This window comes from Streptomyces sp. CA-111067, assembly GCF_050956065.1.
GTDB lineage: Bacteria > Actinomycetota > Actinomycetes > Streptomycetales > Streptomycetaceae > Actinacidiphila.
Map to the genome: position 1 here is coordinate 1,382,134 of NZ_CP192103.1, position 18,386 is coordinate 1,400,519.

Annotated in this window: 17 protein-coding genes and 1 pseudogene; 17 read left to right on the top strand and 1 reads right to left on the bottom strand. The window is 71.5% G+C overall.

The genetic code is table 11. The features are described from left to right. Positions 1 to 42 precede the first annotated feature (42 nt). On the bottom strand, positions 43 to 789 hold the full coding sequence (locus tag ACQPW6_RS05960) for a DNA-methyltransferase (RefSeq protein ID WP_433888482.1): 747 nt from the start codon (positions 787 to 789) through the stop codon (positions 43 to 45). A gap of 575 nt (positions 790 to 1,364) precedes the next feature. Here ACQPW6_RS05960 and ACQPW6_RS05965 point away from each other — a divergent pair. The 17 genes and pseudogenes from ACQPW6_RS05965 to ACQPW6_RS06045 all read left to right on the top strand — a co-directional run bounded on the left by ACQPW6_RS05965 (position 1,365) and on the right by ACQPW6_RS06045 (position 18,311). Beyond that, a complete protein-coding gene (locus ACQPW6_RS05965) occupies positions 1,365 to 2,510 on the top strand; it encodes a C40 family peptidase (protein ID WP_433888483.1) in 1,146 nt (381 codons plus the stop codon). A 92-nt stretch (positions 2,511 to 2,602) separates the two neighbouring features. Beyond that, complete coding sequence (locus ACQPW6_RS05970; protein ID WP_433888484.1) at positions 2,603 to 2,911, top strand: DUF6112 family protein; 309 nt, start codon at positions 2,603 to 2,605, stop codon at positions 2,909 to 2,911. Continuing rightward, positions 2,911 to 3,575 (top strand): annotated as a pseudogene (locus ACQPW6_RS05975) (hypothetical protein). Before ACQPW6_RS05970 ends, ACQPW6_RS05975 begins: the two are co-directional and overlap by 1 nt. Positions 3,576 to 3,603: 28 nt before the next feature. Then, on the top strand, positions 3,604 to 4,917 hold the full coding sequence (locus ACQPW6_RS05980; RefSeq protein WP_433888485.1) for an SCO6881 family protein: 1,314 nt from the start codon (positions 3,604 to 3,606) through the stop codon (positions 4,915 to 4,917). 97 nt (positions 4,918 to 5,014) lie between these two features. Beyond that, entirely contained in the window at positions 5,015 to 6,487 is a 1,473-nt protein-coding gene (locus tag ACQPW6_RS05985) for an SCO6880 family protein (protein ID WP_433888486.1), read from the top strand. 37 nt (positions 6,488 to 6,524) lie between these two features. Beyond that, the gene (locus ACQPW6_RS05990; RefSeq protein ID WP_433888487.1) at positions 6,525 to 6,980 is read left to right on the top strand and encodes a DUF6238 family protein; all 456 of its coding nucleotides are present in this window, start codon (positions 6,525 to 6,527) and stop codon (positions 6,978 to 6,980) included. Positions 6,981 to 7,009: 29 nt separating this feature from the next. Continuing rightward, positions 7,010 to 8,512, top strand: a complete 1,503-nt coding sequence (locus ACQPW6_RS05995; protein WP_433888488.1) for an ATP-binding protein — start codon at positions 7,010 to 7,012, stop codon at positions 8,510 to 8,512. Between the two features lie 32 nt (positions 8,513 to 8,544). Continuing rightward, the gene (locus ACQPW6_RS06000; RefSeq protein ID WP_433888489.1) at positions 8,545 to 9,084 is read left to right on the top strand and encodes a hypothetical protein; all 540 of its coding nucleotides are present in this window, start codon (positions 8,545 to 8,547) and stop codon (positions 9,082 to 9,084) included. 97 nt (positions 9,085 to 9,181) lie between these two features. Beyond that, positions 9,182 to 10,270: a hypothetical protein gene (locus ACQPW6_RS06005; protein WP_433888490.1), complete on the top strand. Its 1,089-nt coding sequence runs from the start codon at positions 9,182 to 9,184 to the stop codon at positions 10,268 to 10,270. 200 nt (positions 10,271 to 10,470) lie between these two features. Beyond that, positions 10,471 to 11,595: a hypothetical protein gene (locus tag ACQPW6_RS06010; RefSeq protein WP_433888491.1), complete on the top strand. Its 1,125-nt coding sequence runs from the start codon at positions 10,471 to 10,473 to the stop codon at positions 11,593 to 11,595. A 141-nt stretch (positions 11,596 to 11,736) separates the two neighbouring features. Beyond that, positions 11,737 to 12,507 carry a hypothetical protein gene (locus ACQPW6_RS06015; RefSeq protein WP_433888492.1) on the top strand — a complete coding sequence of 257 codons (771 nt, stop codon included), beginning with the start codon at positions 11,737 to 11,739 and terminating at the stop codon, positions 12,505 to 12,507. A 28-nt stretch (positions 12,508 to 12,535) separates the two neighbouring features. After that, on the top strand, positions 12,536 to 13,033 hold the full coding sequence (locus ACQPW6_RS06020; protein WP_433888493.1) for a hypothetical protein: 498 nt from the start codon (positions 12,536 to 12,538) through the stop codon (positions 13,031 to 13,033). 72 nt (positions 13,034 to 13,105) lie between these two features. Further along, entirely contained in the window at positions 13,106 to 13,603 is a 498-nt protein-coding gene (locus ACQPW6_RS06025) for a hypothetical protein (protein WP_433888494.1), read from the top strand. Between the two features lie 121 nt (positions 13,604 to 13,724). Next, positions 13,725 to 14,975 carry a hypothetical protein gene (locus tag ACQPW6_RS06030; protein ID WP_433888495.1) on the top strand — a complete coding sequence of 417 codons (1,251 nt, stop codon included), beginning with the start codon at positions 13,725 to 13,727 and terminating at the stop codon, positions 14,973 to 14,975. Positions 14,976 to 14,990: 15 nt separating this feature from the next. After that, on the top strand, positions 14,991 to 16,256 hold the full coding sequence (locus tag ACQPW6_RS06035; RefSeq protein WP_433894439.1) for an MFS transporter: 1,266 nt from the start codon (positions 14,991 to 14,993) through the stop codon (positions 16,254 to 16,256). A gap of 77 nt (positions 16,257 to 16,333) precedes the next feature. Further along, positions 16,334 to 17,542 (top strand): ATP-grasp domain-containing protein, encoded by a 1,209-nt coding sequence (locus tag ACQPW6_RS06040; RefSeq protein ID WP_433888496.1) that lies wholly within the window; start codon positions 16,334 to 16,336, stop codon positions 17,540 to 17,542. A 136-nt stretch (positions 17,543 to 17,678) separates the two neighbouring features. Continuing rightward, positions 17,679 to 18,311, top strand: coding sequence for a hypothetical protein (locus ACQPW6_RS06045; RefSeq protein WP_433888497.1), 633 nt, complete (start codon positions 17,679 to 17,681; stop codon positions 18,309 to 18,311). Positions 18,312 to 18,386: the final 75 nt, after the last annotated feature.

Genomic DNA, 18,386 nt, shown 5'->3' on the forward strand with positions numbered 1-18,386 from the left:
TCAGGTCCGTGGCCTTTCGGACCGGTTTGGCGGATCTGACGCTCATTCCTCCGGTCCGGCCAGGACGACGTCGTCCTGGGTCAGTTCGGCCTGGAGCCTGCGTTCGGCGACGGCGGCGTAGTGGTCGGACAGCTCGACGCCTATGAAGTGCCGACCTTCGCGCAGAGCGGCGACTCCGGTGGTACCGCTGCCGGTGAACGGGTCGAGGACGGTGCCGTCATCGGGGCAGATGCGGACAAGCTGCTGCATGACCTCGACCGGCTTCTGGGTGATGTGGACGCGGTCCTTGCGGGGCTGGGAGGCGATGAAGTAGCCGGGCAGGTACAGGTCCCGGGTGTGGTCGAGGCTGCCCTTGACGCCCCAGGTGATGAACTCCGACGCCTGCTTGAAGCCGCCCTTCCTCGGGCGGCTCGCGGGCTTGATCCAGGGGATCGTCCCCGACCAGGTCCAGCCGGCCATCTGCAACGCGTCCGAGCTGGTGGGTTCCTGGCGCCAGTCGGAGAACACCACGGCGACCGCGTGCTCGACCGCGGCCCGGTACGCCTCGGTGAGCAGCTCGGTCAGCCAACTCCGGTATGAGCGCTGGTCGCGGTTCTCGCCGGGGAAGTTCTGCAGGTCGTGGGCAGAGCCGGTGGTGACGTACTTGGCGCGGGCGGTGCGGGCGGTGCGGTCGGAGCTGGTGCGTCCGCCGCTGTTGTAGGGCGGGTCGGTGATGACGGCGTGGACGGACTCGTCGGGGATGGTCTTGAGCACCGTGAGGGCGTCGCCTCGGTGCAGCGTGTAGGTCATGCGCGGGGCCTTTCTGGGCGCGAGAGATCTGCCCCCGCTCCGGGAATACCGAAAGGCGGCTGTTCGGAGCGGAGGTTGCGCCGGAGGGTAGCCGCGAATTCCGGACCGGCCTAACGAGACCGGGCGCTCTCCACGGCCCCGAGGGGGTCATTTGGCCCGTCCGGACTTCCGGTCTACTGTCTCGCCAGGTCACCGAGGCGGGGCAGCGCTGCACCTCGGTTTGACCTGGGCTGATCCGTGTTTCCCTGTCCAATTGAGCAACTGGAAAGGCGCGTTCGCCTATCGCTTTCCACACCGTCAGGCGGTCTGTTGTGTTTCACCAGAGATTACGAGCGCGGCCGGCTGCCGCGCATGACTGAGACCGGCGTCCGGGAGCCACCAACTCCCCTAACCCGGGCCCGCCCCAGGGGCGGATTCACACCGGCGCGGTGCCGGCGGCTTTGCACGAGAAGCCGGCACCGCGCCTCCTACGAACACCAAGGAGCCGCTGCGATGCAGCACGCCCTGATACTCCCGCAGCCCGGTCCAACCCCGCTTCCCGCTGCGCCTGTTGACCACGTCGATCGGTGTCGGCGATGAAGAAGACGGCCGGAGCCGTCGTCGGTCTGGCCGCTGCCGGCCCTCTGCTGCTGGCCGTTCCCCTGCTCGGCATCACCGCCGGGAACGCGGCGGCCTCGTGTTCCGCCGGCAGCGCACAGCCGGTGGATGTCGCGGCGGTCGCCGCACAGGTGAAGGCCATTCTGGACGGCGGCAGCCCCGGCACCGTCACGGTTGCGGGGCTGGACAACCCGGCTGAGCAGGTGCCCGGCGCCAGGACGATCGTTGCCACCGGTCTGGCCATGGGCATCCCCACCCGCGGGCAGATCGTCGCGCTGGCGACCGCGCTGCAGGAAAGTGGCCTGCGCAACCTCACCTACGGCGACCGCGACAGCCTGGGGCTTTTCCAGCAGCGGCCGTCGCAGGGATGGGGTACCGCGACCGAGATCCTCGTTCCGGTCCACGCCTCCACCAAGTTCTACCAGGCGCTGGAGCAGGTGTCAGGTTGGCAGTCGCTGTCGGTCGCCCAGGCCGCGCAGGCGGTGCAGAAGTCGGGCTTCCCCGATGCCTACGCGAAGTGGGAGCCGCTGGCGACCGCCGTGCAGAAGGCCCTCGAATCTCTGTTGGGACCCACCGACGGTGCAACGCCAACTCCCGCGCCGTCGGGCTCCGCTCCCACCGGCCCCGTGCACTCGGGTATCGGAGGCGGCTGTGCGCCGGGCGGGAACGGTACCGACTTCGGGGTCATCCCGCCGGGCTCGGTACCGACCGGATACGCGATCCCGGCGGACGCACCGGCGAAGGTGCAGACCGCGATCCGCTGGGCGCTGGGCCAGCTCGGTACCGATTACCAGTGGGGCGGGTCGTGTACCGATTCCCACGGTCCGGACCCGATGGGCAGGTGTGACTGCTCCAGCTTGATGCAGCAGTCCTACAAGGCCGCCGGAGTCACGCTGTCACGGACGACGTACACCCAGGTCAAAGAAGGCAGGCCGATCTCGGTCGATGCCCTTCGGCCCGGTGATCTCGTCTTCACCGCAGGCACGGCCGAAGTCCCTGAGCACGTCGGGATGTACATCGGCTCCGGCCTGATCATCAACGCCCCACACACCGGCGCCGTAGTGGACATCAACACCCTTGCCGACTGGAAGCCGCAGATCCTCGCGGCCCGCCGCGTCGTCTGACCGGCGCTTCTCCCCCTCCCCTCCCCTCCCCTCCGCGCCACGGCTGCGCCCCTGCGGGCTGTGGTGCGCCTTGAACCGAACTGGAGTTCCCCATGTTTCTCGCCGACAAGGTGATACGGCTCGCCTACGACCCCGGGATCAAGCCGAACGAGGGGGGACTGCCGGGCCTGTCCGTCCTCAAGGAGGTGACGGGCTCGATCAACCTCTTCGGGATCATCGCCGTGGTCGGAGCAATGGCGGTCAGCGCCGGGGTGTGGGCCTGGGGCCACCACTCCGGAGGTCACCAGGCCGAGGCCAACGGCAAGAAGGGCGTCCTGGTCTCCGCCGGCGCCGCCCTCCTGCTCGGCGCCGCCAACGGGATCGTGGCGTTCTTCTCCACGCTCGGAACGCAGGTCCACTGATGCCCGCCACGTCCTCGAACACCGGCGACACGTCCGGGATACGCCGCCGGGCGCTGCTCGGCACGATCGTCCTGGTGGTGCTCGTCGCCCTCGCCGGGCTCACCGCCTACCTCACCCGCGACGGCCGCACCTCCACCAAGCTCCCGGCTGTGCGGGCCAGTTCGGCCGCACCTTCCTCACCGTCGACCACGCCGCCACCGCACGGCGTGAGCAGCACGCTGCCGGTCCCACCGGACACGCACGACCCGATCGCCTTCGGGAAGGCGGCGGCCGTCGCGCTGTGGTCCTACGACACCCGCGCCTACTCCCAGCCCGAACTGCTGGGCGCGCTGCACCGGTGGATGACGCCGGAGGCCAAGTACGCCGACCGCGCCTCGGTCGATGCCCTGGTGCCCTCGCCGGTGCTGTGGACCGAGATGGCCGCCAACGCCCAGTCCGCCACCGCCAGTTCGGCAGAGGCGCACTTCCCCACCTCGTTCACCCGGGCCCTGCAGGCCGATCCGGGTGCGATCACCACCGCGTACGTCTACGCCGTCACCGTCAGCGGCCGGCAGTCCATCGCCTGGACCGGCTCACCCAGGCCCGCGCGATCACCCTGGCCGTCCAGTGCCGCCCCGACCAGCCCTGCGCGCTGGCAGGTGTTCTGCCGAACGTCGCGCCCTGACACCCGTTCCCCGAAAGGAGGTTCCGCTATGGGAGCCTGCGATCTCCCCCTGATGTCCACGGTGTGCGACACCATCGGCGGTGTCGTCTCCAGCACCGGCCAGGCCGTCACCGACGGCATCGGCGCCTGGCTGGCGAAGTCGGCCGGTGATCTCGCCGCCAGCGCCGCCGACCTCGCCGCCCGCGCGGTCAACGAGACCACCGCCATCGACCTGAACGCGCCCTGGTTCCGTGAGAACTACGAGCTGCTGCTGCCGATCGGTCTGATCATCACCGTCGGCACGTTCTGCCTGCAGCTCATGGCCGCAGCCTGGCGACGCGACGAACGGGCCCTGGCCCAAGCCGCTATCGGCACCATGACCGGAGTGCTGTTCTCCTTCTGCGCCGTGGCCTTCACCTCGGTGGCCATCACCGTGGTCGATGCCCTGTCCGACGGTCTCTTCCAAGCCGCTCACTCCTCCATTGATGACGCGATCCGCCGCGTCGTCGAAGTCAACGAGCTGGGCGCGATGTTCGGCCTGGGCTGGGGTGTGCCGGCCATCGTCGCGGTCGGCATGGCGATCGGGGCGTTCATGTACTGGGGCGTCATGGTCGCCCGCAAGGTCGGCGTGCTGGTCCTAGTCGCGCTCGCGGTCTTCGCCGGCTCCGGCGGCGGCTGGGAAGTCGCCAAGAAGTGGCGGCGCGGCTGGATCGAAGCCACCGCCACCCTGATCGTCTCCAAGCTGCTGATGACCGTGGTCTTCCTGATCGGCGTGTCCGCGATGGGCCAGTCCGACTCCCACGACGGGCTGTCCGCGCTGTCCGACGCGATGGCGGGCCTGGTCGTCATCGTCCTGGTGCTGCTGTGCCCCTACGCGACCTACAAGTTCGTGCACTGGGCCTCCGACAGCGGCGGCCACGACGACGTGCACCGCACCGGCGTCGCCGGGGTCGCCGTCGCCGCAGGAGCGGCCAAGACCGCCGGCAGCCTCGCTATGCAGGCCGACACCGGCGCTCCCGCACCGCAGGGCCCGAGCCAGGTGCCTGGTGCCGGCGCCGATGGAGTCGCCTCCGGCATCAACCCCGCCGGGGCCCACCTCAGCAAGGAAGGCATCGACGGCACCCCGCCGCCGAAGACCACCTTCCGCTACGGCGAAGACGACAACGCCTCCGGAGACAAGGGCCGCGCGCTCATCCAGCGCCCCGGCATCCCCCCGCTGGTCACCCGGCCCGCTCCCGCTGAACCGGGAGCCTCCCCGGCAGGCAATCCAGGAGCATCGGTCCCAGCACCCGCCCTCTCAGAGGAGCGAGCGATGGGAGCGCCACCGGACAGCGAACCGCCTGCTAGCGGCTCCACGGCGTAAACGCGCTGGGCCTCTCCCCTCCAGTCGTCCTCCTGACTAGCCGCCCCTCCTCCCAAGGCCGGATCTCTCCGGTTACTTCGCACCCTCTGGATACGCCATGCCTGACAACCGCACCGCTGACAGCGTTACCGCCACCGTGAAGTTCCCCCATCGCAGCCGCCGGGGCATCCTGCTGGGCCTGACCGCCCCGCAGCTGATCGTCGTGACCGCCACCGGTCTGCTGCTCCTGGCCGTCATCCTCACCCGCGGCGTGGTCGGCGCGTTGGAACTCATCCCGCTGTGGGCCGCGATCCTGCTGCTGGTCTTCGTCCGCTCCCGGGGCCGGAGCCTGGCCGACTGGACGCCGATCGTCGCCCGCTACGCCCTGCGCCGCGCCCAGGGTCAGCTCCTCTGGCTGGCCCGCCCGTCGCGCCGGCCGGTCCGCGAGGGGCTGCTGCACCTGCCGGGCACGGCAGCTTCGCTGCGGGTGGTCACCGCGCCCGACCGGCGGTACGGCGCCGTCCACCACCCGGGCACCGGCACCCTGACCGCCGTCGTGAAGGTCTCCTCCCGCGCCTACGCGCTGCTGGATCCCGGAACGCAGAACGCGAACGTGGCCGGCTGGGGGCGCGCTCTGGCGGCGCTGGCGCGCACCGGGCAGGTGGCCCGGATTCAGGTGGTCGAGCGCACCGTCCCCGACTCCGGTGATGCGCTGCGCCGCTACTGGGAGGAGCACGGCAACTCCGATGCCCCCATGGCCGGGCAGGTCTACAGCGAGCTGATCGCGTCGGCTGGCCCGGCCGCGGCGCCGCACGAGGCGTACGTCGCGGTGTCCCTGGACACCAAGGGCGCCCGGCGGCTGATCAACCAGGCCGGCGGCGGCCTGACCGGCGCCTTCTCCGTGCTGGCGCAACTCACCTCCACCTTCGACCAGGCCGCGCGCACCGCCGGCCTCAACCCCTCGGGCTGGCTCACCGCCGAGGAGATCGCGGCCGTGGTGCGGACCGCCTACGACCCCAGGGCCCTTGCTGGGCTGGAACGCTGGTCGGACTCAGGGCACCCGGCAGCCGACCCTGCAGCCGCCGGTCCGGTCGTGGTGGTGGAGTCCGCCGACCACATCGCCACCGACACGGCCTTCCACACCACCTACTGGATAGAGAACTGGCCCCGCATCGAAACGTCGGCTGGCTTCCTACACCAACTGCTGTTCACCGCCGGCGTGCGCCGCACCCTCAGCCTGTCGTACGAGCCGAAGGGCCTGGACGCCGCGCTGCGCGATGTCCAGCGCAAGAAAGCCTCGGTGATCGCGGACGCCGCCGAGCGGGCCCGGCGCGGCCAGGTCGACTCCGAGGCCGATTCGATCGAGTACCAGGACATCAAGTCACGTGAGCGCCAGCTCATCGCCGGGCACGCCGATGTCGCCCTGACCGGCCTGCTGACCGTGTCGGCCGACTCCGAGGACGAACTACGTGCAGCGTGCGCGGTCGTGGAGACCGCGGCGGTCGGCGCGCAGCTCGACCTGCGGGTCCTGAGCTGGCAGCAGGCCGAGGCTTTCACCGCCGCCGCCCTGCCGCTCGCCCTGTCCGCCTGATGCCGGCCCCAACCCTTCTCGCCGAAAGAGCACCTCCATGTCCCGCACCGCCAGTACCCCGACCGCCCAGGACTTCGTGCCCTTCGCCACCGCCGCACTCGACTCCCACCGCGCCCTCAACGTCCCCGCCGGCCCGCTCGTCACGTCCCGGGCCGAACTGGATTCGCTGCACGAGCACCTGGTCGCCGTGTACGAGCTGCTCGACGCGCACGCGATCCGCACCGGCTCCCTCGTGCCGATCGAGACCGACTGCCTGAGCGCAGCGCGTACCCGGATCTGGCAGGCAGCCGACCATCTTCACGCCGCCTACCACTCCTCGCCCCGGCCGGACTCCGGTGAGATTCCTGACCGTGAGGCGTGCCGTGCCGGGCTGCCCGAGGGCGCTCCGGAGTTGACCATTTGCCGCCGCCATCAGATCGCCGCCCGGCTGCTGCGCCGCCGCAGCACCCCGGCCGACCTGCACGGGCCGTTCACCGGCCTCGTCCGCCACTGACTTGACCAGCCAGACCTGGAGAAACGTTCATGCCCCGCACTGGCGCCAGCGCCTCCCATCTGTTCGTGCCCCGCAAGTCCCCTCGCGCCCAGCAGCGGGCAGCCCGTGCCGGGTTCGCCGAAGCCCGCCGACAGGCCCGACGCGCCCAAGCGCCGCCCCGGCGGCAGGGCGAGGAGGGCGTCGATCCGGAGCTTCGGCCGACCTACCCGCCCTCGGGGCGGCCCGGTCCGGCCTCGGCCCGCGGCGGGAAGCTGCGTCTGCCCGCCCACCGCATGACCACCGCTACCGTCTCCGGGGCCTACCCCTTCCTCGCCGAAGGCGGATTGGGGGCGGAAGGGATCTTCATCGGCCGGGACGTTCACGCCGAGGCCGGTTTCTGCTACGACCCGTTCTCGCTGTATTCCAGCGGCCGGATCGAGGGCTTCACCAACCCGAACGTGGTGTTGGCCGGGATCATCGGCATGGGCAAGAGCGCGCTCGCCAAGTCGATTGCCACCCGCGCCGTCGCCCACGGATACAAGATCTACGTCCCGTCCGACCCCAAGGCTGAATGGAGCCCGGTCGCAAAGGCGCTGGGCGGCCACACCATCGCGCTCGGCCCCGGGTTGCCCGGCCGGTTGAACCCGTTGGACGCACCCGCCAAACCGGCGGCGGTCAGCGAGGCGGACTGGGCCACCGAGACCCGCAAGCGCCGACTGCTGCTACTGGCGAGCCTGGCCCGCACCGTCCTGGCGCGCGATCTACTGCCGATGGAGCACACCGCGCTCGACCTCGCGCTCGACCTGGTCGTCACCGCCGCCGAGACGAACGGCACGGTGCCGCTGCTCGGCGAGATCGCGCACGTCCTCGGATCGCCCGGCCGCCTCGACCACGCGCTCGGCGAGCAGGCCGGGCACATGGGCAACGCCGCCCAGGACCTCGCCCACGCCCTGCGCCGCCTGGTACATGGCGACCTGTCCGGCATGTTCGACGCACCCAGCACCGTGGTCTTCGACCCGGTGGCGCCGATGCTGTCCATCGACCTGTCCCGCCTGGGCGGCTCCGGCGACGACACCGCCCTGGTGCTGGCGATGACGTGCGCCTCCGCGTGGATGGAGGCAGCGTTGGCGGATCCGGCAGCCGGCAGGCGCTGGGTGATCTACGACGAAGCCTGGCGGTTGCTCAGGCACATCGGCCTGCTGGAGCGGATGCAGTCCCAGTGGAAGCTCTCCCGCGGGCTCGGCATCGCCAACTTGATGGTCATCCACCGGCTCAGTGATCTGCTGTCCGCAGGTGATGCCGGCTCACGCGGCCGGGTACTGGCCGAGGGCCTGCTCGCTGACTGCTCCACGCGGATCATCTACCGCCAGGAGCCCGACCAGCTGGCAGCCGCGGCCTCCCTGCTCGGCCTGACCGGCGTCGAAACCCAGGCCGTGGCCGCCCTGACCAAGGGCCGGGGTCTGTGGAAAGTCGCAGGCCGGAGCTTCATCACGCAGCACCTGCTGCACCCGGCCGAACGGGCGCTGTTCGACACCGACGCCAGGATGCGCTGAAACGCCCGCACCGAAACCGAAGGAGCCGACCCGTGTTCCCCACCCCTGATTTCGAACTCTACGACAACGCCGGACGGACCACCGAGCAGATCAACTCCGCGCGCACCGGCGCTCCGACGCACGACGACCTGCGTCGCTGGTCGGTCAAGGAGGACTCCGTGCCCGACCCGGTCGGGCCGGCCATCACCGCCTGGACCGACCGCCTCGCCAGCGCCGAGCCCAGCGAGGTCGCCCAACTGATCGTCCTGGCCACAACCGACCCGAACGGCATACTTCCCCGCCTGCACGAGTTCGTCGAAGCCGCCGCCGACAAACTCCAGCAGGCAGGCGCGGGCGATGCTGCCGCCAACGTGACCGGCATCGTCAGCCGCCTCGGCGAAATCGACGAAGACCTGTACGACACGGCGGTGGACGCCTGGGAGGACATCAACACCATCCAGCGCCGCGCCACCGCCGCGACCATCACCTCCCCCGCCGCCGGTACCCGGCCCACCACCACTGCCCCAACCTCGGACTTTCCGCCCGCGGCGCCCGCAGCTCCACCCCGCCCGGACAATCCCCGCAGCCGGTGAACCACAGATCAGGAGGAACCCAGCGTGCCCCGAACCCGCAGACGCTGCCCCGTCCGCGCCAGCTCACCCCCTCCGTCCCGCCCGCATTGGACCCGCCATGCCCGCACCCGATCCGAACGCGCCCCTCCGCCACCCCGCGCCTCCCCGCCATGACCAGGCTCCTGGCCAGTTGCGGGCCTTCAGCGACGCCCTCGCCCGCCGGCTCCCCGGCTCATGGTCCGCGGCAACCGACGACTATTTCGCCTACAGCCCCACCCACGTCCACGTGATGGACAGGCTGTGGGACAACGGCCATGCCGAGTGGGCCCTGCAGGACGCCGTCCACGAGGAGGCCGCACTACTGGACGGCCCCGGCGGTGAAGGCTTCGTCGTCCTCGCCCGCCCCCGACACCGCGGGCAGTTCCTGGTGGCCGCCCTCGCACCGCCCGGAATCGACGGCGTGCTGCGCACCGGCCACACGCCCCATGGCATCGCCGTACCCGGCGACCCGATCCGGGCAGCGGTTGCCGTCGAACGCCGCCTGCTGCCCCGCTACCAGCACTCCGTCGAAACCGTCCGCGGCCCCGCGCTACGCGAAGCGCACCGCCTCGCCCAGGAGGCCCTGGACGACTGGGACGCGGTCTCGGACTCCTTGTGCGACGAGCGGGGCGTCCCCCTGGACGAAGACGCCTACGGCATCCGGCAGGCCCAGCGCGACACCGAAGCCTGGCAGCCGTTCGAAACGTTCCTCTTCCACGGCTCCGCCGCGATCGAGCACGCGAAAACCGCTCTGCCCGCGCTGCCGCTGCCTGCCTCCACCGCCGAGCGGTGGAGCTACAAAGTGCGCGAACTGACCGGTGCATTGACCGAGGGCATCGCCATCCGCGATGCATGGGAGTCCCGGTTGGCCGGGGTGCTCGACCAGCAGGTCGGCCCGGCGCGCTGGGTTGCCTTCAACGACACGCTCGACGAGCGCAACGCCGAGGGCTGGTACGCAATGACCCTCTTCATCGACCACGCACCCGTGCTGCACGCCATCGACAACGCCGAACAGCAGGGTGCCGAGTCTGCCGCTGCCCGCCTCACCGCCGCACGAGCACGCTCCACGATCGTGCCCGCGCACAGGACCAGCGCTCGGCCGCCGACACCCGATGCGCCTCCGCCGGCACCCGGGCCCCCGGCACGGCCACACACCCCTGGCCACTGACTGTCCCTCGCGTCCGCCCCCCTTCGCCGCGAGGGCGCGGAAGCCGGACGCCGCATCCGCTGACGGCCCCTACCACCGGATCCCGGACCGGCCAAACCGGCGATCCTCCGGATCCTCGTGCCTGCGCCCCTCCCCTCGCAGGGGTGCCGCCCGACGGTGTCTTACGCCGGCCGGGCGCGGACCACCAGGAAGGCAGCGGCATGCAACCCGATCAGATCTTGGTCACCATTGCTCGGGAGGGCACCCGGGTCACGGCCCGCACCACCGGCCCACCCATCAAGAAAAGCGCCCCAGGGGCCTTCCGCCAGGAACACGGCTACGCCCACCTGACCGCCCCACTGCGGCAGCGGGGCTTGGTGTGCACCGTCGAGTACGGCCTGAGCGACTACATCATCTACGCCGAACTCCCCGACGACAGCGCCCTGATCATCTCCCCGCCCCAGGAACCGCCCACCGACCATCCCCCGGGCTACCCGGGAAGCTGGCTGGTCACCCGGAGCAGTCCGTACGACTCCGCGATGCACGAAGTGCTCTACAACTCCCAGTTCGGAGGTCCGCACGCCCGCCACGGCGGCAGCACCACCCCACTCCTGGACGCCATCGACACCCGCCTGGACCAGCTCGGCCTGTCCCTAAAGGCACCTTCCACCACGCCAGAACCCCTCAACGCCGCCGACGCCGTACTCCACCGAGCCGGCTTCGTCTCGGAAGTGACCCACCGTGGACGCTTCCACCACCTGCCCGCCGGGATGACCGACCCGGTCGAGCAGCGCCACACGGTAACCCGGGCCGTGGACATGCTGGGCGCCGAGGGCTTCGCCTACGCCGTCGAGGCCGACCTGCTCGACAGCAGCCTCCCGGTCCGCACCGATAGCGGGCCGAGCCTCGGCGACCATCTCGTTCACCTCACCCAGTCCCTGTCCCGGGCCGGTCACACCAGCCAGGCCGTCGCAGCGCTCAGCGAGCTGACCGCGCCCGGCGACGGGGTCCTGGACCGGCTCACCGAAGTCATCGACGCCACCGCCGACTGGTGGGACGGACTCGGCGAGGCGGCCGATCCCCTCTACGCCGCGCGCCTGCGCCGCATCAACCACAAGATGGGCATCTCCATCCAGGAGATCCAGAACCTGCGCGACCGCCTGGCCGACCGCCACACCGCCCACCCCCTGCACGCCCAGACCGATCCGCTACCCACGCAGGAGCCCCGCGTCGCCGCAGCGCTGGCGTCCTCGCCGACCGCGCAGCGAAGCCGTCCAGCACCCACGCACACAGGCCCTGCCGCAACAGCCACCCCGCCCGCGGCCCGGCCCACACGCCCCCGCTGACCGGCACCCACCGCCCCGCCCGTTCACCAACCTGACGCCATCTACCGCCCCTGACCTGAAGGAAACGCCCCGTGATCCACACCCGCAGAGCGCCCGTCCCCGCCCACGCTTCCGCCGCCACCCACCCCGAACGGACCCGCCATGCCTCCTTCCGAGAACCCGCTCCCCGATATCGCAATCGGCCGCCACCCCGACTTCGGCATCGTCGCCACCAACCCCAAGGACCTCGCCGCGAGCACCTGGATGCTGCGCGGCTTCGACTTCCACCCCGTCCCCGGCCACCCCGCTCTCTACGCGCTCGCCGATCAGGATCGTGACGGACCAGGCCGCGCCAGCCGCGCCGTCGACCTGCTACGCCGGGCCGACTACCGGGTCCACGCCGAAGCCGAGTTCGACACCTTTCTTACCGCCCCTGCACCGGTTCCCGCCGCCGACCTGTCCCAACGCGGCGAGCCCGAGGTCGCGTTCGCCGACCACCCCGGCCTCGGCATCGTCGCCGCCATCACGGACGGCGCAGTCCTCGGCGAACAGCTCCTCGAAGAGCACGGCTGGCAGCGTCATCCCGGCCTGGACATCTACACGCTGCCGCCCGCCACAGGCCGCGACCAAGCTCTCGGCCAGGTCGCCCAGGCCACCGTGGCGATGCGCCGCGCCGGCCTTCAGGTTGCCGTGCAGCCTGCCCTCGCCCGGGACGTCACCGCCCGGCGCCGGCCCGCCCCGGCCAGGCCGGCGGCCCGGGAGCGCAGTCCGGACACCACCGTGCGCACGTTCCCCGCCATAAATGCCGCCGCGCTCGCCGCCAGCCCCGCCCGCGCCGGCCTGCCCGCCACACCCCCGGTCCCCGCACCCGCCGCCCCCGCCTCGGTCTCCCGCCCGGTGGACCCGCGCGTGGCGTTCTCCCGCACCCGCTGACACCCAACTTGCAAAAGGAACAGCTCTCATGGCCGTGAAGACGATCTACCAGATCACGCACTCCTGCGGACACATCGCCGAGCTCAACCTCGGCGACCGGCGGGCCGACGAGCGCGCCGGGTTCGCCCGATGGCTGACCGAGCGTCCGTGCGCCGGCTGCTGGAAGGACGCCCACCAGAGCGACGCCGCGAGCACGCGGGAGTGGCTGGAGAACAAGCGCGCGCAGGAGCAGGCGGAGTCCGAAGCCTGGTCGGGGCAGTACGCGATGCCTCCGCTGGAGGGCACCGAGCGCGCGGTGGCCTGGGGTGTCCGCTGTCGGCACCAGGTCCTGACCGCCGCCTACGCCGCTCTCGTCGTGGAGGGCGACACGGCCGAGACCGAGTGGGAGGCGATGGAGGACAAGGCGCGGACCGTCACCCGGGCGGGGTGGTGGATCGACCAGCGGTCCTCCGAGCCCGGTGATCTGGCCGAGCTGCTGGACGCGGCCACCGACGCCGACCGGCCGACCGAGAACCCGTACTTCTGACCCGCCTGGTGCCCCGCCCCAGGGCGGGCCACCGGCCCTCTCCTTGGCCCCTGCTCCCGATGCGGATCCGTCATGCCCGATTACCCCCTGCGCTGCGATGTGCGGCGCACCGAAAGCACCACCGAGCTGCTCGCCCAACTGCACGCCAGCGAACCCGGCTTCCAGCCGTATCTGCTTACCGCCTGGTCGCCCGAGCTGACCGCCCAGGGCATCTCCCTGCCGCTGCTGGCGGCCGTGCTCGACGAGCCGCTGGCCTTGCGCACGCCACGCACTGGACACGCTCCGGCCCGGCGGCTGACGTGGCACTGCGCGATCCGCAACACCGCCACGGTCGAGCTTCACGACGACGACTGGTTGGAGCTGACCCGCGAGGTCCTGGACGGCACCGGCATCGAACCGGACGATGACCCGGCCGCCTGCCGCTGGGCGGCTCTGCGCAACCAGGCCGGCGGGCTCGACATCGTCGCCACCGTCATCCGCCAGGACGGCCGCTGGGCCCAGCTGCACGGCGACGCCGACTTCGCCCGCGCGATCTTCGCCCACGACCACGGACTCCACTGGTCGGCATGACGAAGGCACGGCCTTCTATCACTGGTTTTCGGACGGGCCAAATCGCGGAATCTGCGGATCCTCATCACCCGGAAGCCCGACCACGGGCCCCACCCCTTAGCTCTCCTTCGAGGTCAACACCGTGATCGCCCATCTCCAGCGCGCTAGCAACACCGCCGGTCTGCTCGCCTACCTCTACGGGCCGGGCGAACGCGGCGACCAGAGCAACCCCCACCTGGTGGGCGGTGACTGCCACGGCGCCCCGATCGACCTGCTCACCCACGCCTACCTGGCACACGCTTTGGATGCGCCCGTCGAGCGCCTCGGCATCCGGGCGCCGGAGCGGCCGGTGTGGGTCTGCTCGGTCCGCTCCGACCCCCGGCACCGCGATCTGAGCGACGCCCAGTGGGCCGAGGTCGCCAACCGGCTGGCAGCGGTCACCGTCGCGCCTGACGGCGATCCGGACGCCTGCCGCTGGATCGGCCTGCGCAACCAGCCCCGCCAGGTGCACGTCGTGGCGACCCTCGCCCGCGAGGACGGCCGGCTCCACAACGCCTACCGCGACGCCTTCCGCCTGCAGACCGAGTGCCACCGCATCGCCGGCGAACTCGGCCACCTGCCTGCCTCCCCGCAGCCCACGTCCCTCGTACCGGAGAAGTCGATGCCCATCACCGTCACCATCGCCGCCGAGCCGAGCGGCAGCGTTGTCGCACGCGGCGGCGACAGCCTGGCCAAGTCCCTCCTCAACCACGCCGGCTTCGCCTACACCAACGACTGGCACGGCCCCCGCCACCGGCTGCCGACCTCAATGGACCGGCACGAACAGGCGGCAGTTGCCGCCCACGCGGCCGAGATGCTCCGCGCCGCCCGTTGCTACACCGTCCATCTGGATCCGGCTCTTGAGAGCCGGGCAAAAGTGACGGCCAGTGCCGCTCTCTCGGTGGGGGACGGTCTTGTCGATCTGACTGACCGAATACGCGCCACCACGACGGCGGGCGACCTCGCCCGGGAAGTCAGCACGCTCGCAGCCCCGGACACAGGTGTCCTCGACCGCCTGATCGAGGCACTGTGTGCAGCAGAGGAGCAGCTCGACGACCTCGACCCCCTCGGCACGGCTCACGCACTCGGTGACCGCTTCGGGGTGGCGTGGGAGCACGTCGGCGCCGCACAGAATGTCCTGCTCGGTATCGACGCCCGCATTCGCCACGTCGGTGAAGGCGACCACGCCCAAATGCGCACCGCCACGGCAGAACCGCCATCGACACGCCACGCAGCCCTGTCCGCCTCGCCCGCCGCGACCCAGGCATCAGCCTCCCGAACCACCACACCCTCCGGACCGGCCCCGGCACCGCCCGCCGGCCCGGCACGCGACTCCGCCCCCCGGAACCGGTGACCGGCGATGCGCCTGATGCCCGCCCTCTGCCATCGGCCCGACGGCCTGGCGTCCCTGTACCTGATGCGGTCCGCCGATGCCCTGGCCAGTACGACCGCCACCTATGCGATCCCGCTGCTGGTCCTGATCACCACCGGCTCCACGGCCCTGACGGGCCTGGCGTTCCTGTTGGAGTGGACACCGCGTCTGGGTGCCTTCACTTTCGCCGGAGCGCTGAGCGACCGGTTCGGTGCCGGCCGTGTCTTCCGCTGCACCAACTTCTTCCGCGCCACCGTGGTCGGCCTCGCCGCCGCGCTACTGACCGCTCTGCCCAGCGCGGGGACGGCGACCACCACCATTGTCCTGGCGTTCGGTGGGGTGTCGGGTCTGCTGGCGGAGGTCTCCTTCGTCGCGGTGGAGACCCTCGGCGCCGAAGCCGGCCGCCATCTGGGAGACCGGGCGCACCGGGTGCAGGCGGCGCAGACCGGGATCGACCAGGGCGCCGTCCTCCTCGGCCCGCTACTGGGTGGCGTGCTGCTGCTGGCGGGACCCGGCGTTCTCCTGGCTGTGGTCGCGCTGCTGGCGATGACCGCCGCCGCCGCGACCCAGGACGATGCTGTCCCGGCGAACCGGCACCGTGCGCCGAGCAGCCTGCTGACAGGGTGGCGGACTCTGCGCGGAACTCCGGCGCTGGCCTGGCTGATCGGCGGACTCGCCGCCTCCAATCTGGCCAGCGGCGTGCTCCAGGCCGCCGCCCCGATCACCGTCATTCACCGCTTCCACTACTCCACCGCCGACGTCGGCGCGGTGTGGAGCGCGGCGGCCGTCGCCTCCCTGCTCGCCGTGATCGCCGCCCGGCGGGCCATCGACCGCTGGTCGGTGTGGCCGGTCGGCGCCGTGACCGCCGGTGTGTCCACCGTCGCCTGCCTCGGTGTCGCCCTGGCACCCGGCTTCGCCGCCTACACCGGCGCTGTAGCTGCGCTGATGGCGGCCGAAGGGGCGCTGACCGTGGTCCTGCGCACGCTACGGGCCCGGCTCATCCCGGCCACGGCGTTCGGCTCGACCCTGGCAGTCACGATCATCCTGGTGCTGCTGCCGCTGCCGGTCGCCGGAGCCCTCGTCGCGGCGGTGCCCGCCGCCGGACTCCCGCACCTACTACTGGCCTGCGCCGTCCTGCAGGGCTTGGTGCTGACCGCGTGCTTCCACGGCCTGCGCCGCCACCGCACCGTCTGCGAGCCCGCGCCCTCGAAGGTCATCGCGGCACGCCGAGCCGAGCCGATCCAGCCGGCGGACGCACCGTGACCACCCTCGTCCCAGCTCCGGCACCTCTTCCCCTCTCCCTTCTCCTGGTCCAACTCCCGCCCTCTGGAGGGTTCCCCATGTCCCGATCCACCAGCCCGCTGCTCATCGTCGTCGGCGGAACCGACCCCGTATACAGGGGGTATTGCGTCGAGCAGGTCGCTGCGGCGTACCCGATCGCGCTGATCGACACCAAGCCGCCGAGCTGGCAGGAGCATCTGGTAGTCGACCACGAGGTTGCCGATACCCACGACCCGGCCGCCGTCGTCGCCGCCGGCCTCGCGCTGGCCGAGCGGCACGCCATCGCAGGGGTCGTCACCTGGGACGAATACTGCCTCGTGCCGACCGGGCAGCTCGTCGCCCGCCTCGGCCTGCCCGGCAACAGCGTCGAGTCGATGAACGCCGGCCGCAACAAGGCGGCCAGCCGACGCCTGTTCGCCGAGCACCACGTGCCCTCCGCGACGTCCACCCGCGTCGACACCCTGGAACAGGCCACGGCCGCCGCACAGCGCACCGGCTTCCCGGTCGTCCTCAAGCCCGCCTCGCACGCTGCCAGCATCGGCGTGATCCGCGTCGACACCCCCGAAGAGCTGCCCGCCGCGTGGGAGTTCGCCGCCGTCGGTGCGGGCGATCAGGGCCCGGAGGGGCACGGGGTGCTGGTCGAGGAGTACCTCGTCGGGCCGGAGATCAGCGTGGAGTGCGTGACCGTCGGCGGCCTGACGACCGCGGTCGCCGTAACCCGCAAGGACGTCGGTTTCGCCCCGTACTTCGAGGAGACCGGCCACACCGTCACCGCCGGCGACCACCTCCTGCCGCACGTCTCCCCCATCGCCGTCCAGGCATTGCGGGCGCTGGGGATCACTGACGGCGTGCAGCACGTCGAGATGCGCCTGACCGCCGCCGGCCCGCGGATCATCGAGGTCAACTCCCGGATCGGCGGGGACCTGATCGGCACGCTGGTGCGCCTGGCCACCGGCGTGGACCTGCCCCGCATCGCCGCCGACATCGCCTGCGGAAACGATCCTTCCCTGACCCCCAGCGCCCACCGGACAGCCGCGATCAAGATCCTCTATCCCCCGGCCGACGGCACCCTCACCGCCCGGCACCTCTCGGTCGACCCCGGCCAGCAGCGCCCTTGGCTGCACCAGGTGGCCTGGCTGCACGACGTCGGCGACCGCGTCGCACTTCCTCCGCGCGGCAACGCCAACGGGCGAATCGGGTTCCTCATCGTCACGCCGACAGCCCCGCTGAAGCCCGCGAACGGCTGGCCGCTCTCGCCGAGGGCCTGACCCTGACGGTCGCCCGGTGACCCGCGTGGCGTCCGCACCCGGCAGCAGATCGGCCGGAATGCAGAAGTCCCGTTCGCCGGGCGCGGAGCGCTCACCACCATGTGCTCCACGCCCGGCACCCGCGAAAGGAGCACTCGTGCCCGAGGTCTACCGGAGCATCGGCGAAGCCGTCGGTGCGGCCATGGCCCACAACATCCAGCTCGCCTACGGCGCGGCGAATCCGTTCGCCGACCCGTACTCGAATCCCGGAGCCCCGGCATCCACGACGCCCCGTCATGCCGCCGGGTCCGCTGAAGAATCCGACCGGGAGCACCCGATGACCCGCACGGCCCATACCAACCATGCCGACGCCTTCGACGTGGACGTGGAGATCTTCCTCTGGCGCGATCAGACCGTCTGGGCGGACACCCGCACCGGCATACCCGAAAGCGCGCGGCAGATCCTGCAGATGTACGGCTTCACCCGGGTCTGCCATCCCGGGATCATCGACTCCCACGAGCTGCCGCCTGACCAGTGGGGGTCCGCGCAGAAGGTCCGCGCCAGCCAGGCCGCGGAAGCCCTGGCCTTGTCCGGCCTGAGCGTCAATATTGATCCCGGCCTCTACGACGAAACCGTCCTACCCCTCAGCCTCGCCGAAGGCCGCCGCCTGCGGCGGGCGGCAGCCACCCGTCCTTCTCCGGCCGCCAGCGCCAACCCGCTGGCCACCAACGCCCCCTCGCCCGCGCCCCCGACGCCGGCTGCCCCCACCATGATCCGCCGCACCCGCTAGGACACCGGACATGACCAGCGGAAGAACCGGCACCGTCACCGCCCCTCCCCACTCCATCCACACCTGGAGCCCGCC

Bases quoted from the DNA above. Each gene is read 5' to 3' on its own strand.
- ACQPW6_RS06015 (WP_433888492.1), top strand. From the start codon at position 11,737: ATGCCTCCTTCCGAGAACCCGCTCCCCGATATCGCAATCGGCCGCCAC.
- ACQPW6_RS05990 (WP_433888487.1), top strand. From the start codon at position 6,525: ATGTCCCGCACCGCCAGTACCCCGACCGCCCAGGACTTCGTGCCCTTC.
- ACQPW6_RS05965 (WP_433888483.1), top strand. From the start codon at position 1,365: ATGAAGAAGACGGCCGGAGCCGTCGTCGGTCTGGCCGCTGCCGGCCCT.
- ACQPW6_RS06040 (WP_433888496.1), top strand. From the start codon at position 16,334: ATGTCCCGATCCACCAGCCCGCTGCTCATCGTCGTCGGCGGAACCGAC.
- ACQPW6_RS06035 (WP_433894439.1), top strand. From the start codon at position 14,991: ATGCCCGCCCTCTGCCATCGGCCCGACGGCCTGGCGTCCCTGTACCTG.
- ACQPW6_RS06020 (WP_433888493.1), top strand. From the start codon at position 12,536: ATGGCCGTGAAGACGATCTACCAGATCACGCACTCCTGCGGACACATC.
- ACQPW6_RS05960 (WP_433888482.1), bottom strand. From the start codon at position 789: ATGACCTACACGCTGCACCGAGGCGACGCCCTCACGGTGCTCAAGACC.
- ACQPW6_RS05985 (WP_433888486.1), top strand. From the start codon at position 5,015: ATGCCTGACAACCGCACCGCTGACAGCGTTACCGCCACCGTGAAGTTC.
- ACQPW6_RS06005 (WP_433888490.1), top strand. From the start codon at position 9,182: ATGCCCGCACCCGATCCGAACGCGCCCCTCCGCCACCCCGCGCCTCCC.
- ACQPW6_RS06025 (WP_433888494.1), top strand. From the start codon at position 13,106: ATGCCCGATTACCCCCTGCGCTGCGATGTGCGGCGCACCGAAAGCACC.
- ACQPW6_RS05970 (WP_433888484.1), top strand. From the start codon at position 2,603: ATGTTTCTCGCCGACAAGGTGATACGGCTCGCCTACGACCCCGGGATC.
- ACQPW6_RS05995 (WP_433888488.1), top strand. From the start codon at position 7,010: ATGCCCCGCACTGGCGCCAGCGCCTCCCATCTGTTCGTGCCCCGCAAG.
- ACQPW6_RS06010 (WP_433888491.1), top strand. From the start codon at position 10,471: ATGCAACCCGATCAGATCTTGGTCACCATTGCTCGGGAGGGCACCCGG.
- ACQPW6_RS05980 (WP_433888485.1), top strand. From the start codon at position 3,604: ATGGGAGCCTGCGATCTCCCCCTGATGTCCACGGTGTGCGACACCATC.